General features: G+C 37.3%; 5 protein-coding genes. 2 read left to right on the plus strand and 3 right to left on the minus strand.

Going from position 1 to position 16,229, the window contains the following annotated elements; genetic code table 11:
- Window positions 1–25 precede the first annotated feature (25 nt).
- From NK356_RS13215 to dnaE, 3 genes are all read right to left on the minus strand, one after another.
- On the minus strand, window positions 26–2,803 hold the full coding sequence (locus NK356_RS13215) for a T9SS type A sorting domain-containing protein (protein WP_081906432.1): 2,778 nt from the start codon (window positions 2,801–2,803) through the stop codon (window positions 26–28).
- Window positions 2,804–2,974: 171 nt separating this feature from the next.
- Window positions 2,975–6,523: a T9SS type A sorting domain-containing protein gene (locus tag NK356_RS13220; protein ID WP_253317198.1), complete on the minus strand. Its 3,549-nt coding sequence runs from the start codon at window positions 6,521–6,523 to the stop codon at window positions 2,975–2,977.
- 345 nt (window positions 6,524–6,868) lie between these two features.
- Window positions 6,869–11,539 carry a DNA polymerase III subunit alpha gene (gene dnaE / locus NK356_RS13225; protein WP_253317199.1) on the minus strand — a complete coding sequence of 1,557 codons (4,671 nt, stop codon included), beginning with the start codon at window positions 11,537–11,539 and terminating at the stop codon, window positions 6,869–6,871.
- 257 nt (window positions 11,540–11,796) lie between these two features.
- Between dnaE and NK356_RS13230 the strand changes: the two genes are divergently transcribed.
- Window positions 11,797–13,938, plus strand: a complete 2,142-nt coding sequence (locus NK356_RS13230) for a S8 family peptidase (protein ID WP_253317200.1) — start codon at window positions 11,797–11,799, stop codon at window positions 13,936–13,938.
- Between the two features lie 75 nt (window positions 13,939–14,013).
- Window positions 14,014–16,086, plus strand: a complete 2,073-nt coding sequence (locus NK356_RS13235) for a thiamine pyrophosphate-dependent enzyme (protein ID WP_034695285.1) — start codon at window positions 14,014–14,016, stop codon at window positions 16,084–16,086.
- The last annotated feature ends 143 nt before the right edge of the window (window positions 16,087–16,229 follow it).

A 16,229-nucleotide genomic window follows, 5' to 3' on the forward strand; every position in this document is an offset into this window, starting at 1 on the left:
TTTTTCTATTTTTAAAAGAAATTATTTATTTCTTAATTGCTTTAACGGTTTGTTTAGATCCATCTTTCATATGCAGTACTACTAAATACATTCCTTCTTTCAGATCTTTCAAATGAAGCTCAGAGGAAGGTTTTTCAATTGTTTTAATCAATCTTCCGGTAGAATCCAGAATAGAAACTGATTTTACTTTATCTGGTTTTGCAATATTCAGTACGTTTGTAAATGGATTTGGATAAACCTCTATACTTTCTCCGTTTTTAGAAACTTCAGAAACCCCCAAAGTCCCTTTGGAAATAGTAATTGTAAAAGGAAATTCTAAATAATCCACGGTTGAACTTTCATTCCCAACATTCACATAATATACAGTTCCCGGAACAGTATCAATAGATATTGGTGTAGAATGCCAACCTCTGGTAATACAAGTTAAACTTCCACATCCTCCTTTATAAACTCCAACCTTAGGAAATTCATTTCCTATAGGTGATACTATAATTTTATGAGTAGAACCATCCCCTGTAAACGTAAACCATGTACCATCATTCATTGCCGGGCTACAAGTTGTAACAAATCCATTATTATTAGTTGCAGCTAACGCGTCTGTTTGTGTGTAACTATAAGGAAATACAGAAGCAACCAAAGCTCCGGAACAACTGTCATTAACTGGAACCGGAGGCAATGTTCCAATACATATATTAAATCCGACAACTTCACTTGGGTATCTAGTATTAAATACTCTTATATAATAAGTTTGGCCTATTGTAAGCCCGGAAACCCCACCCATACGATGTGAGCAATTAATACTTGTAAGGTTACCACAATCACCACTAAAAAGCTGAAAGTAGATTTCATTACCGAACTGCACCCCAAGAGAAACCAAATCTTTCAATTGAATCAAATGACCTGTTGCAGTGGCCGTAAACTTAAACCATACATCTCCCGGTTTTGCAACACCATTGCATGTAGGAGCTGATATATTCGACGCTGTAGCCCCCACTGTACTTCCAGCTGTTGCAACGGAACAATTCACATCAGAATTTACAGGTAAAGTAATTGCATTTATACATTCATCATTGGGAGGAGGTGGTGTATTATCTGTCCCTATACATATATCAAAATCCATAGCACTGGATTGTTGCGTCGAACTACTATAAACCCTTATATAATAAGTATCTCCTACTGTAAGATTATCTACAGCCAAAGCATTCAGATAAGAACAAGAAAGACTAGCTAAACTATTACAATCCCCCTTATAAACCTGAAAACGTAAAGTAGGAGCAAAAAATACCGGGACTTTATAGATAATATTGCTTAATTTAATAACATGCTTATTGCCTGTTGCTGTAAATTTGAACCATACATCATAATTAGGACTATTATAGCAAGTAACAGGTGACAGACTGGAATCTGTCGCGGATATAATGGTTCCTTGAGTAATGCTTGCACAATTCAAATCAGGATTTACAGGTAAGTCTATAGCATTTCCACATTCATCATTGACTGGTGGTGGCGGAAACGTTACCACGCATATATCAAAATTTTGAGCAGCACCATAATTAGCACGAGTAAACACTTTTACATAATAAGTTTCACCCGGAGTAAGATTACTTACTATTGAATAATATTGAGCTTCGTCGCTACATGCAATATTTGTTAAGTTACCACAACTTCCTTTAAAAACAGAAAAATATATAAACTTATTATTTACTGCTCCTACGGAGGTTATATTACTTAATTTAATCATATGTTTGGAAGCTATAGCAGTAAATTTATACCACACATCATTATGACTATAAGAATTAATACATGAATTCTGTCCCTGATTAGATACAGACGCCATCAAATTTGTACCAGGAGTAAAATTTGTACAATCTATAGTTGGGCTCACAACCAACTCCACAGCGTCTGCACATTCATCATTAGATGGAGTTAATGGTGCAGTTGTAAACTTGATATTAGCACAACCGTAGGATTCCCCTGTTGATCCTACTGCCGTCACCTTAAGATAATATGTGGTAGTCAGTGAAAGCGGAGACGATGGGGTGAAACTTGTTCCCGTTACAGACTGTTGATTTACCACATCAGTTCCTCCTGGTGTAGTCCCTATTGAAACTTTGTAACTTGTCGCTCCTTGTGATGCAGCCCAGGTAATCACGGGTGAAGTAGGTACAAGCACTTCATTATTAACAGGATAAGATACTGCAGGACATACTGGTAAAACACTCGGCTCCAAGCCCTTAAGAGTTATTACAGATTTATACGGCAAAACATTTCCCTGATTACTAGTAGAAGGATCTCCAAAACCAGGATTTAAAAGATAGCGCCCCCCTCCTTCTGTAGTATTGTAGACAAAAAATTGATTAGAAGGATTGTCGTTAGATACCTTTCCATGAACTGCAATTACTAAGTTCCGGACATTATCATATGCAAAAGGAGTCGTAAATGTTATATCTATAATTCCATTTACATTATAAATAGCACTAGAATAAACCTTTGTCATTTGTCCGCTTGAAATCCAGTTATCATTAGGCGCAAAGGTGGTTTTTGTAGTATGTCCTATATATACATCCCAACTTGACGAGTACGCTGGATTTGCAGATGAAGTTACATAAAATTTAAGCCCGGTAATATTTCCTGCGGCATCAGCATTAATTTCTTGCTTTGTAAAAATCTGCTGAGAATAGGACGTGCTATAATCTGTATTGACTGGAGCATTACCTGTATCTGTACTTCCTGCACCTAATTTGATTTGAGCACTTAGTACAATACTTACCATTAGTAAGCATAAAAATAAGATTTTCTTCATGTATAAGTTTTTGGTTATTAACACATCCACGAATTTACAATAATTTGAAACATCTTTTTTTAAGTTTAAAAAAAAAGAAATAATGATAGATCTATAGGCATCTACACCACAAATAACAATAAAAAACGACAGCCAAATAGCTGTCGTTTGATAGGATATGATTAATAAATTTTATCTCTTAATTGCTTTAATGGTTTGTTTAGATCCGTCTTTCATATTCAACACCACTAAATACATCCCTTCTTTCAGATCTCTCAATTGAAGTTCAGAGGAAGGATTATCAATGGTTTTCACCAATCTTCCGGAAACATCAACAATTGAAACAGATTTTACTTTAGAAGCATCTGAGATATTCAGAACATCTACAAATGGATTAGGATAAGCTTTAATCTCATTATTTTTCTTTTCAACCTCAGCTGTTGCAAGACCCGAACAACCTTGCGTTACTGAAATACTATAGTTACCAACTCTGGTTGCAGCATATCCTGTAAGCAAGATATAATACGTAGTACCAGCAACTCCTGTAAAGGTTAATGTCGGAGCATTATAAAGAGAAACTGTACATCCGGCATCAGCATATCCCACACCAGAACTATTACTGAAGCAAGTAAGCGAACCACAAGTACCTGTGTATACTCTTAGATATGCATCATATTGTGTACCACAAGCATCAATAGTAATAGGTCCATTTTCAGTAGCTTTTACTGTATACCAAACTCCTTTATAAGATGCAGTAGAACCTGTACTACCACATGATGAAGCAGGAAGGGTTTCATCACCCGCCAGTGCATTTACACCTTGAACCGTTCCGTTACAAGCTATAGCAGTTGCTGTATCACATGTATCATTAACGACAGGTGAAGGAGTAGTCACAGCAATCTGGAAATTAGATGTTGTAGTTGCCGTACTTGTAGAAGAATATACTCTTACATAATAAGTTTGACCTACTACAAGATTTTGTAACAATATGTTGGAATTTCCATAAGCACCATCAAAACAAGTCATAGCTGTTAAAGCCCCACATGCTCCAGAATATATCTGTGTACTTGTTGCATTATCAGTATATAAAACATGTACAAGATGCGTAGCAGCTGTTGCTGTAAACGAATACCAAACGTCATCATTGATTCCAGATGCACTACATGTAGGCGCTGTAACTCCTGAACTCTGAGTAGCACTTACAGTAGAACCGTTCACAGCGTTTAGGAAAGCATCAGTACTGCTCACAGAAAGAGCTGTAGCGTTTGCACAGTCGTCATTTGCAGGAGGTGGCGGAGGTGTACCAATACAAATATTGAAGCTATTAGCGTACAGCGTAGTACCATTCGTATTAGAATTATAAACTCTCACGTAATAAGTCTGACCTGCAGTAAGACCAGTAAGTGGAGTATTTACAGAAGTACCACATTTAATACTTGTCAAAGTACCGCAAGCACCACTGAACACCTGAGTATACAAACTCGTTGATGAAGAAGTTCCAACCGCAGTAACATTTGAAAGCATTACCATATGATCAGTACCTGTAGCTGTAAATTTATACCAAACATCATCATCAGCTGTTCCTGTACATGGACTTACTGCCAACCCTGAGTTAGTAGCACTTAAAGTTGTTCCCGATACAGGCGTAGCACATGCCAAAGTAGAGTTTACTGATAAGGAAACAGCAGCTGAACACTCATCATTAGCAGGAGCAGCAGGAAGTGTTCCCATACAGATATCAAAAGAATTTGCATAAAAACTCGCTCCTGAATTAGCATCATATGTATACACTCTTACATAATAAGTCTGACCTGCTGTAAGACCTGTTAAGTTTGTAAAGTTTGTATTTGAGCTGATACATGTAGTACTTACCAAAGCTCCACAAGCACCACTGAATACCTGAGCATACAAAGATGTAGTAGAAGCAGTTCCAACAGAAACTACATTCTTCAACTGGAAAGTATGACCAGTTCCTGTAGCTGTAAATTTATACCAAACATCATCATCAGCTGTTCCTGAACAAGATCCAAGAGCAACTCCTGAACTTGTTCCTCCTAAAGTTGTTCCCGATGTTATACTTGTACAGCTCATATCAGGATTGATGGTAATTGCCACTGCATTAGCACAGTCATCATTCGCTGGCGGCGGTGGCGGCGTACTTACACAAATATTAAAGCTAGCATTAGCCGTAACCGTAGTAGAGTAAGTATAAACTCTTACATAATAGGTCTGTCCCGGAGTAAGACCGGTAACAATATTTGTTTCAGCATCAGAACACAGTAGACTTGTAAAAGTACCACAGTTTCCTGACAATACCTGGAAATACATATCAGTAGTTCCTGTTGTAGTTCCAGTAGAAGTGATATTAGATATTGCTATTACATGACTTGCTGCTGTTGCAGTAAACTTATACCATACATCATCATTCGGGCCTCCGAAACAAGTACCTGCAGCCATAGATTCTGTAGCACCCAAAGTATTACCAGGAGTTGTAGCAGTACAAGTTAAAGAAGGATTTACTGTTACATCCACAGCACCTGAACAATTATCATTTACCGGAGGTATTACAGTAGTCGTGAAATTTCTTTCAGTACAACCTGTTGATACTACACCACCGTTATAAGCTGTAACAGTATAATAATATTGAGTTGTCGGATTCAGTTGCTGCGCAGGAGTAAGGGTATAAGTAGTAACATTTCCCATATCAAAATTACTCAAAACATTGGAAGCACCAGCAGACGTTCCGATACTTAATCTATATCCTAATGCTCCGCTTACAGCAGACCAAGAGAAAGTAGTTAATACAGGTACACCAACCTGAGCACTTGTAGGCGCGCTCACAGAAGGACATCCCAATGTAGCCATTGTTGTGAAAGATCTTTCAGCACATCCAGTAGATGTCCCTGCAGAATTTACAGCATATACTGTATAGTAATATTGAGTATTGAAACTCAAAGAACTGGTTAAAGTATAAGAATTAGTAATTCCTACATCCTGCATATTCATAATATTTGTTCCTCCAGGCGTTGTTCCTATGCTAATCTTATATGAGGAAGCATAGCTGGAAGCCGTCCAGGTAATCGTAGGCATTACAGAAACATTGGTTGCTGCAGCTGCAGGCGCAGAAACCGCCGGACAAGCTGGAGCTGCTGCCGGAGTAAGTCCCAAAAGACCTGTAACTGATTTTGTTGTTGTTCTTGATCCTGTTGGAGGTGATGCAGGATCCGGGTTCACAGTATCACTTCTATTATACAGCGTTGAATTAGAAGGTCCGGTATAGGTGTAGAATTTGTTTGTGGTTGCTGTATAATCAGCAGTATTCTCATCTATAGCAAACACAAGGTTATCTGTATTGTTATAAGCAAAAGGAGTTGTAAAATTAACAATCACCTCTCCTCCTGAAGCACTTACAGTACCAGCAAAAACCTGTGTCATTCCAGAAACAGGAATCCAATCCGACGTAGAAGAAAAGGAAGTTTTGGTAGTATGAGCTACATACACCACCCAATCTACAGATTTGGAAATATCAGCATTGTTTGGAAGATAAAACTTCATTCCGGTAATATTTCCGGCGGCACTCGCATTAATTTCACTTTTAGTAAAAATCTGCTGGGTGTAATTGTATCCGTAGTTGACATCAACCGGGACATACCCGCCCTGGGACGTCCCACTGCCAAGTGTTACCTGGGCATTCATAATAGAAGCTATTAAAAATAGACTTAATAGTAGTAGTTTCTTCATAAAATAGTAATAATAAAGGTTAGGGCGGTAAATGTATAAATATTAATTCAAATTTTAAATGAAAAAAAACAAAAAATATCATAAAATCTTAAATAAAAACAAATAAAAACAACAATAAAATACAATAAAACTAAACATTTATTTAATTTTAATGATTATTTCGCAATATATTGAAAAATAATAAATAATTGAAAAACAGACACTTAAATACTATACAATCAAAATAGACTTCAGAAAATTTTTCTATTTAACATAAAAAAATATTTAAAATTTTTCACTAATATTGACAATATGTAAACAAAAAAAGAGTGACCTAAGCCACTCTTTTTTATTATAAGGTATTTTCTAGTTTAAGTAAAACTCATATTTATTAAGAAGTTGAATTTCTTTAATCAAATCTCCATTAAGATCCACTGAATGCTTCATAGACTGCACTTCAATATCAGAACCATCTTCCATGTTTTTAATAAAGAATTTCAGCTTTTGATTTCCTTTATTCCTGTCGAGAACTGTTCTGAAAAAGTCGAGATCTTCCCGTCTTACATCCATCACATCCATCACCAGAGAAATACTTTTTGCAAACCGCTCAAATGCTTCCTGAAGTTCTATCACATCATTTACATTCACAAAGACTCTTCCATCCTTTACCTGAGCGAATTTGATCTTAAAAATAACAAATCTCTGAACCTCCAGCTTCTCCTTCAATCTCATATAATCTCTGTCTCCCAACCTGAATGAATACGATCCGGAATAATCTTCCAGGGTAACAAAAGCTACTTTCTCACCACTTCTGAAGCCATCTTTCACCACATATTCCGTAATCAGGCCAGCAACAGTGTATTCTTTACCGCCGCCGCCATTTTCCCTTTCTTTCTGAAGGGTTTTCCAGTCTTTCTTTTTCTCTTCAAACAACTCTTCCTGTTTATTGGAAAAAGCCTGTTCTTTATAAGCATCTACCTCATCCAGATTCAGGAATAGGAAATTCCCTTTAGGCTCTGCTTTTTTTGTTACTTCTTCTACTACTTCCTCTTCACCCGCCACTACATCATCTGATACAATTTCCGTAAGATCTGCAGCATCATCCTGAGTATCCTGTTCCAAAACAGGCGCTTCATCCGTAACTACTTTATCTTCCTCATTTTTCTCAAGAACAGATTTTTTAGAAAGCTGCCCCTGCATAAACTGGAACTGATATTTAAACTCATCCAGCGGATGTGCAGAAAGATAGAAACCAATAATCTCCTTTTCTTTATTAAGCTTATGCATATTAGGCCATTCCGGACAAGGCGCTAATTTCGGCTGCTCAATCTGAACTTCTTCTGCAAAATCAGCAAATAAGGAATGTTCCATTTCGTTTTTGCTTTCCTGGAAGCTCTGTCCGTATCTGATAAGTCTTTCAAGGTTAGTCTTTCCAGCCATGTCAATATCAAAATACTGTCCTCTGTGGAAAGAATCCAGTTCATCAAAAGCTCCGGCAAGCACTAAACTTTCCGCTACCCTCTTATTCATCTGAGAAGGCATTATTCTTTCAAAGAAATCGTAAATATTCTTAAATCTTCCGTTTTCTCTTTCTCTTGTAATTCCTTCGCTTGGCCCTTCACCAATTCCTTTGATTGCTCCCAATCCGAAACGGATCTGCCCTTTTTCGTTTACGGAGAACTTGTATTGAGATTCGTTTACATCCGGTCCTAATACATCAACTCCCATACTCTTACAATCTTCCATGAACATGGTAATAGAATCCGTATTATTAATGTTATTACTCATTACACTCGCCATATATTCCGCAGGATAATTCGCTTTTAAATAAGCAGTCTGATAAGCAATAAACGCATAACAGGTTGAGTGAGATTTGTTGAAAGCATATTCCGCAAAGGCTTTCCAGTCATTCCAGATTTTCTCTAATCTTTCCTCATTCAGGTTGTTTTTTCTACCACCTTCAATGAATTTCGGGTACATTTTATTAAGAACATCAATCTGCTTTTTACCCATCGCTTTTCTCAAAGTATCGGCTTCACCTTTGGTAAAGTTGGCCAGTTTTTGAGATAAAAGCATTACCTGCTCCTGATAAACGGTAATCCCGTATGTTTCCTTTAAATATTCTTCTGTTTCCGGTAAATCGTAAACAATTTCTTCAATCCCATGCTTTCTGTTGATGAAGTTTGGAATATATTTAATCGGACCTGGACGGTACAATGCGTTCATGGCAATAAGATCGGCAAAAACCGTTGGCTTAAGCTCCCTCATATATTTTTGCATCCCAGGACTTTCATACTGGAAAATCCCAACCGTTCTTCCTTCTTTGAACAACTGATACGTTTTGGTATCATCAAGCGGAATAAGATCCGGATCAATATCTATATCATATCTAGCTTTTACCAGCTTCAATGCATCTTTAATAATAGTCAGAGTTCTCAACCCCAGGAAGTCCATCTTCAGAAGTCCTGCACTTTCCGCAACGGAGTTATCAAACTGCGACACTAAGATATCAGCATCTTTCGCAGCAATGGTCACAGGAACCAGATTACTCACATCTTCAGGTGTAATGATTACTCCACAGGCATGAATTCCGGTATTTCTGATACACCCTTCCATCTTTTTGGCACTTGCCAAAACTCCATGTCGTGCATCATCAGGACTATCAAGAACATATCTCATTTCATCTACGAGCATCTGTTCTTCCGGTTTTAATTTATCATATTTTGCTAAAGCTTTCGCAATGTTCATCCCCGGACTCGGAGGAATCAGCTTAGCAATATTATTCGTGTCAGGAATCGGAACATCCAAAACTCTTCCGGCATCTTTAATAGCAGATTTTCCACCCAACACTGAGTAGGTAATAATCTGTGCTACCTGAGTTTTACCATACTTTTCAACTACCCATTTGATAATTTTATCTCGTCCTTCATCATCAAAGTCAATATCAATATCAGGCATGGAAACCCTTTCAGGATTCAGGAATCTCTCAAAAAGGAGATCATATTTAATCGGATCTACATTGGTAATTCCGATACAATATGCTACAGCAGATCCTGCAGCAGAACCCCTTCCAGGACCTACCCAAACACCCATATTACGAGCTTCGTTACAGAAATCCTGTACAATAAGGAAATATCCCGGATAACCGGTATTGGCAATTACTTCAAGCTCGAAGTCAAGACGTTCTTTAATTTCATCAGTAATCCCATCATATGGATCATATCTTCTTTTCGCTCCTTCATAGGTAAGATAGGTAAGATAAGCCATCTCTCCTCTTTTTCCTCCGTCTAACTCATCTTCTGCGTGGATAAATTCTTCAGGAATATCAAACTTCGGAAGGAGAACGTCCCTTTTTAAAGTATATGGTTTAAACTTTGCCGTAAACTCTTCATAAGCATCAAAAGCATCAGGATAAGCTAAAAAAGCTTCTTTTATTTCTTCAGAATTTTTAATAAAATATTCACCTGTAGCCAACCCTCTTCTTTTACCAAATCCCTTACCAATAGGTGTTGTCAGCTTTTCACCATCTTTGATACAGCTTACAATATCCTGGATATTAGAATCATCTTTATTGGTGTAAAAAGTCTCGTTCTGAGCAAGAATTTTAACATCATATTTATCAGCCAGATATAAAAGAACCTCATTCAAATGCTCTTCTTCAGGCAGTTTGTGATTCTGAATCTGAACATAAAAATCATCTTCAAAAGTATCTTTCCACCATTTGAAAAGTTCTTCTCCTTTCTGCTCACCGGTATTTAAAATCGCATCAGGAATATCTCCCATAATTCCGGAAGTCAAAGCAATCACTCCTTCTTTATATTGGGCTATCAATTCTCTGCTCACCCTTGGAACCCCAAAATAAAATCCTTTCAGAAATCCTATACTGGAAAGCTTTGCCAGGTTTTTATAACCATTAAAGTCTTTTGCCAAAAGCACTACCTGCGTTCTCCTGTCCGGATCATCTTTGGTAAATTGCTTTTGTTCATAACGTTCTGAAATATAAAATTCGCAGCCTACAACGGGTATAAGCGGTTCGGAAACAGGTTCGGCTTCATTAAACTCTGTTCCGTTTTCTTCTGCTTCCTGCTTTTTCGCCAGGTATTCTTTATGTTTCTTTGCTCTGTCTCCATTAGCTCCCTCTACTGCTGAAACAAACTTGAAAGCTCCCATCATATTTCCGAGATCCACCATTCCGACAGCCGGGAAGTTTTCATCAGAAGCTTTTTTAATCAAATCATTGATGCTAGAAGTAGCGGTAAGTGTTGAGAAAACACTGTGATTATCAAAATTGAAATATTTACCTAAATCAATTTCATCAATACTTCCGAAATCCTGTTGTTTTTTCTTATTATGAAAATCAGCAACCTGCCTTCTGATAACAATATTGAAAGGCTTAATCGAATCCGGATAAAGGCTTCTGAAATAAGCAAGCTGATCTTCTGAAATCTTTAAGGTTTCAGCGGGTACTACTCCAATTCTTACCATTTCAAAGAAAGCTCTGGCAGTAGCATTTACGTCGGCAGCAGCATTATGGGCTTCATCAAATTTGTTCCCATAAAGTTTTTCATAAAGTTCTTCAAGTTTCGGAGGTTTGAATCTCCCTCCACGTCCTCCACCAAGCTGACAGAAGTCGGTTCCCAAAATCATGGTATCGGCTTTGGGTTTTTCCTGAAGATTATCTTTCAGATTTTTTCTATAAAATTCTGCCCCTACAATATTATAGTCGAATTCTACATTATGTCCGGAAACCACCCTTACTCTTTCGAGAACTTTAGAAAATTCTTCAAGAATCTCCTGAAGATCCCGTCCTTCTTCATTGGCAATCTTGGTTGTAATTCCGTGAATACGTGCTGCGTTGAAGGGAATATCGTACCCTTCAGGTTTTATTATATAATCCTGGTTTTCAATCAAGTTCCCGTCATCATCGTGTACTTGCCATGCAATCTGAACCATTCTTGGCCAGTTATCCGAGTCTGAAAGCGGAGCGTTGAAATTTTTTGGTAAACCGGTTGTTTCTGTGTCAAAAATTAAATACATATAATGTTCTAACTTTTTTATAAAAAGAGGATGTAAAGTTACTTCATTTTTTCCAATTATTATTTTATGGCCACGATACAATAAATCAATAATATTCAAAACAAATCAAATGGACACTTTCCCAATAATAACTCCATTTTTTTAAGTTAAATTAAAATAATATTAAAAAATTAGAGTTATATAATAAAACACTACTGACTATTAAAATTTTACTATAATTTTGATTCAATATACTTTTTAACAATTTACTATCTAAAATGAAGAAACAATTACTTTTAATTAGTTCTTTTGCTATTTCACTATTAAGTGCCCAAAATAATGAAGAATTAAACAGACAGTTTGAAAAACAGAGAATAGAGAACAATGCTAAGTTTGATACTTATATAGCTAAGCGGTTTGGCTCCGACAGAAGCCCTGAAACTTTAAAGAAAATTGAATTACAGAGAGCCACTTTGGCAGGTTTTCTACCTGATAACAAACCTTATTTCTTACAGGCTCAAGATGCTGACCAAATTAAAAATTCCAATTCTGATTTTTTACAGGGAGGAACCATCACAGGATTAACAGGATCTTTTAACGGAGAAGGCATTAAGTTTACTATTTTTGACGGGAGTACTTCTTCAGGGGTAGCAAGAGTATTTGCAGGCCATGTATTTTTCAACAACCTTCCTAACAGAATAACGAATAAAGAAAGCAGTACAGTTAATTACGGCGACCATGCGACTGCTGTTTCCAGCTTTATAGGAGCTAAGGACTATCCATATACTGTAACTTTTAACGATGGTACAACAAGACAAGTTAACTTCAAAGGGATTGCTCCTAACTCTACAATAGATGCATATGCTTTTGGAACCTCTATATTAGATGGAGAAACTACACAAAAGACTGTCTATCAAAAAATCACACAAGCCCAACCTAACATTTCCAACCATTCATACGGAAGTAATCAGGGATGGGCGGACCCTCAGTTGATTAACAATGAGCCTTCATGGGTATGGAACGGTGCTTTTGCCAGTCCTAATACCACTTTCGATGCTCAGGGTACTTACCACACCGATGACCGTAATTACGATCAAATTGTATACAACAATCCATCATATATCATTATAAAATCAGCTGGAAATTCTTTCGGCAATGGGCCTAGTTCTGCTACCAGTACATATAAAAAATACTACACAGACAACAGCGGTAATCTGGTTGAATTTGCGCCAACTGACACACTACCTCAAAGCAATTGTGCACAAGGATATGATTGTATAGGGATTGGTTCTTTAGGAAAAAACATAATTGTTGTAGGAGCTACTGACAAAATTACAACTAACAGCGGAAGGTATACTGCCTCTTCAGATGTTATCCACTCCAGCTATAGTAGTGCAGGACCAAGAGATGACGGAGGTATTAAACCGGATATTACAGCTGTGGGAACAGAAGTTGCCAGCGCATGGACTGATAACAATGCGACAGGAGGCAGTAAAATTGATATAGGAGATGGCACTTCTTATTCCGCTCCTGTAGTAACTGGTATTGTGGGACTTTGGACTCAGATTAATAAACAACTATTTGCAGGAGGTTTATTAAATGCTGCATCAGCCAAAACTCTAATGATACACTCTGCAAAAGAAGCAGGTAATATTGGCCCTGACCCGCAATTCGGATGGGGATTCATTGATGCTAAAAAAGGAGCAGAACTCCTTGTAGGGAAATCCAACAACAGTATTATTTTTAATGATGAAACTTTAAATAGCGGAGTTGCGAATGTAAAAACCGTAAAAGCATCAGCTTCAGAACCGTTAAAAGTAACAATATCCTGGATAGATCCTGAGTTCACCAACTTTACTAATCAATGGAGTAATATCTACAATAACCGAAACTCCAAGTTGATTAATGATTTGGATCTCAAAATTACAGATACCACTACAAACACGGTATACTATCCATGGAAACTGGATGCTAACAATCCAATGACTCCCGCTACCAAAGGAGACAATACAGTAGATAACGTAGAACAGGTTGTAGTAGACGCTCCGGTTGCAGGAAGAACTTATAAAATAGAGATCACCAATAAAGGCATACTGAAAAACAACACGGGTGGGAATGCCCCTCAAAACTATTCTGTTATCGTAACAGGATTTACCGAAGTATTGGGAACTAAAGAAGCCGGATTTGCAATGGATGCTGTAACCGTAGCTCCAACTGTTGTAAAAGACTTTACCAATATATTAAAAGCGCCTAAAAAGTCTACTTTTAATGTTTACGATCTTTCGGGTAAAAAATTACAGACAGGTATCATTAACAATGATAAAGAAGCAGTAGATTTATCCGCTTACACAAAAGGAATTTACATCATTGAAGTAAAAACAGACAAAGATGTTATTTCTAAAAAAGTGATCAAGGAATAACCTATATCAACAAAGATTTTACACAAAATACTAACAGTTGTTAGTATTTTGTTTTTTTATGTATATTTGCTTCCTATGGAAAATGCACTTCACGAAAAAGTTTCTCAGGATATATTACTCAAAGCGTATAATCATATGATGCTGGCGAAAGCCATGGCAGACATCTACGAAGAAAACAGAAATGTATGCAAATACGTTCACAGTACTTCCAGAGGTCATGAAGCTATTCAGCTTGCAACGGCTTATCAGCTAAAGAAAGAAGACTGGGTTTCTCCTTATTACAGAGACGAAAGTATTCTTTTAGGAATTGGCTTTGAACCTTATCAATTAATGCTTCAATTACTAGCCAAAGCTGATGATCCTTTTTCGGGAGGAAGATCTTATTATTCACACCCTTCAAGTAGGGATGAAAACAAGCCAAAAATTGTTCACCAGAGTTCTGCCACAGGAATGCAGACCATTCCTACGACAGGAGTAGCACAGGGTATCAAATACATTCAGGATTTCAACCTTCAGAATTTTGAAAATAATCCTGTTGTGGTTTGTAGTCTTGGAGATAATTCTGTGACAGAAGGTGAAGTGAGTGAAGCTTTACAATTTGCCGCTTTACACCAGCTTCCTATTATCTTCCTGGTTCAGGATAACGAATGGGGAATTTCCGTAACAAAAGACGAGGCAAGAACCTGTGACGCTTATGATTTTGTAGCTGGATTTACCGGATTAAGCAGAATGAGAGTAGACGGAACTGATTTCGTGGAAAGTTTTGAAGCCATGAAAAAAGCCGTAGACTTTGTAAGAACAGAAAGAAAACCGTTGGTTGTCTGTGCAAAGACTGTATTGATCGGACATCACACTTCAGGAGTAAGAAGAGAATTCTATAGAGACGAAGAAGATTTAACAAAACACAGAGCTAAAGATCCGGGAGAAATCCTTAGAAAATATTTACTGGAAGCAGGTGTAGACGAAGATCTTTTAAAACAAATCACTAAAAAGGCTCGTCTTGAAGCAGAAGAAGCTTTCGAAAAAGCTAAAAACGCAGAAGATCCAAAGCCTGAAACCGTAATGCAGCACGTTTTTGCTCCTACTCCAATTACAGAGGAAACAGGAACACGTGAACCTGCTAACGGAGAAAAAATCGTAATGGTAGACGCTGCCATCCACGCGATACAGGAATTGATGTGGAAACACCCAGAAGCTCTTCTTTACGGGCAGGATGTAGGAGAAAGAATTGGTGGAGTTTTCCGTGAAACGGTTACTTTAGGAAAAAAATTCGGTAGCAAGAGAGTATTCAATACGGCTATTCAGGAAGCGTATATCATTGGGTCTACAGCGGGAATGAGTGCTGTTGGACTAAAACCAATTGTTGAGGTTCAGTTTGCTGATTATATTTATCCGGGAATCAACCAGCTCATTACTGAGATTTCAAAATCAAGTTATTTAAGTGGCGGAAAATTCCCAGTAAGCAACATCATCCGTGTTCCTATCGGAGCCTATGGAGGTGGTGGTCCTTACCACAGCGGAAGTGTTGAAAGTATCTTAGCCAATATCAAAGGAATCAAAATAGCATATCCAAGTAACGCTGCCGATTTTAAAGGATTATTAAAAGCAGCCTATTACGATCCGAACCCGGTAGTAATGCTGGAGCATAAAGGATTATACTGGAGTAAAGTTCCGGGAACTGAAGATGCTAAAACTATAGAACCTGCTGAAGACTATGTTCTTCCATTCGGAAAAGGTAAAGTGATCATTGAAGCTGATAAAGATGAAACTGAAAAAGGCAGAACTTTATTAGTGGTTACTTACGGTATGGGAGTTTACTGGGCTAAAGAAGCAGCCAAAAATTTCAACGGAAGAGTTGAAGTGATTGATTTAAGAACATTAATTCCTCTGGATGAAGAGCTTGTTTTTGAAAGAGTAAAAGCGCACGGAAAGTGTATCGTTCTTACAGAAGAGCAACTCAACAACTCTTTTGCAGAAGCATTCGCTCATCGTATTTCTAAAAACTGTTTCAAGTATCTTGATGCTCCGGTAGAAACGATGGGATCCCTGGATGTACCTGCCGTTCCAATCAATCTGGTGCTGGAAAAAGAAATGCTTCCGAATGCTGAAAAGCTCAGCAGTAAGATCGAAGAAATGCTGAAATATTAATTTTATATAAACTTAAAACCTCTAAAAATATTTAGAGGTTTTTTTATGCAATTTTTTCACTACTTTTATTTAAGATTATCAATCTCAATTCTAGTCGATTATCAACCAACAAAACACAATTATCCATTATCTGAGAGGTACCA

Source organism: Chryseobacterium sp. S0630 (assembly GCF_024158915.1).
In the GTDB taxonomy this organism is placed as follows: Bacteria; Bacteroidota; Bacteroidia; order Flavobacteriales; family Weeksellaceae; genus Chryseobacterium.

Bases quoted from the DNA above. Each gene is read 5' to 3' on its own strand.
- NK356_RS13215 (WP_081906432.1), bottom strand. From the start codon at position 2,803: ATGAAGAAAATCTTATTTTTATGCTTACTAATGGTAAGTATTGTACTA.
- NK356_RS13220 (WP_253317198.1), bottom strand. From the start codon at position 6,523: ATGAAGAAACTACTACTATTAAGTCTATTTTTAATAGCTTCTATTATG.
- dnaE (WP_253317199.1), bottom strand. From the start codon at position 11,539: ATGTATTTAATTTTTGACACAGAAACAACCGGTTTACCAAAAAATTTC.
- NK356_RS13230 (WP_253317200.1), top strand. From the start codon at position 11,797: ATGAAGAAACAATTACTTTTAATTAGTTCTTTTGCTATTTCACTATTA.
- NK356_RS13235 (WP_034695285.1), top strand. From the start codon at position 14,014: ATGGAAAATGCACTTCACGAAAAAGTTTCTCAGGATATATTACTCAAA.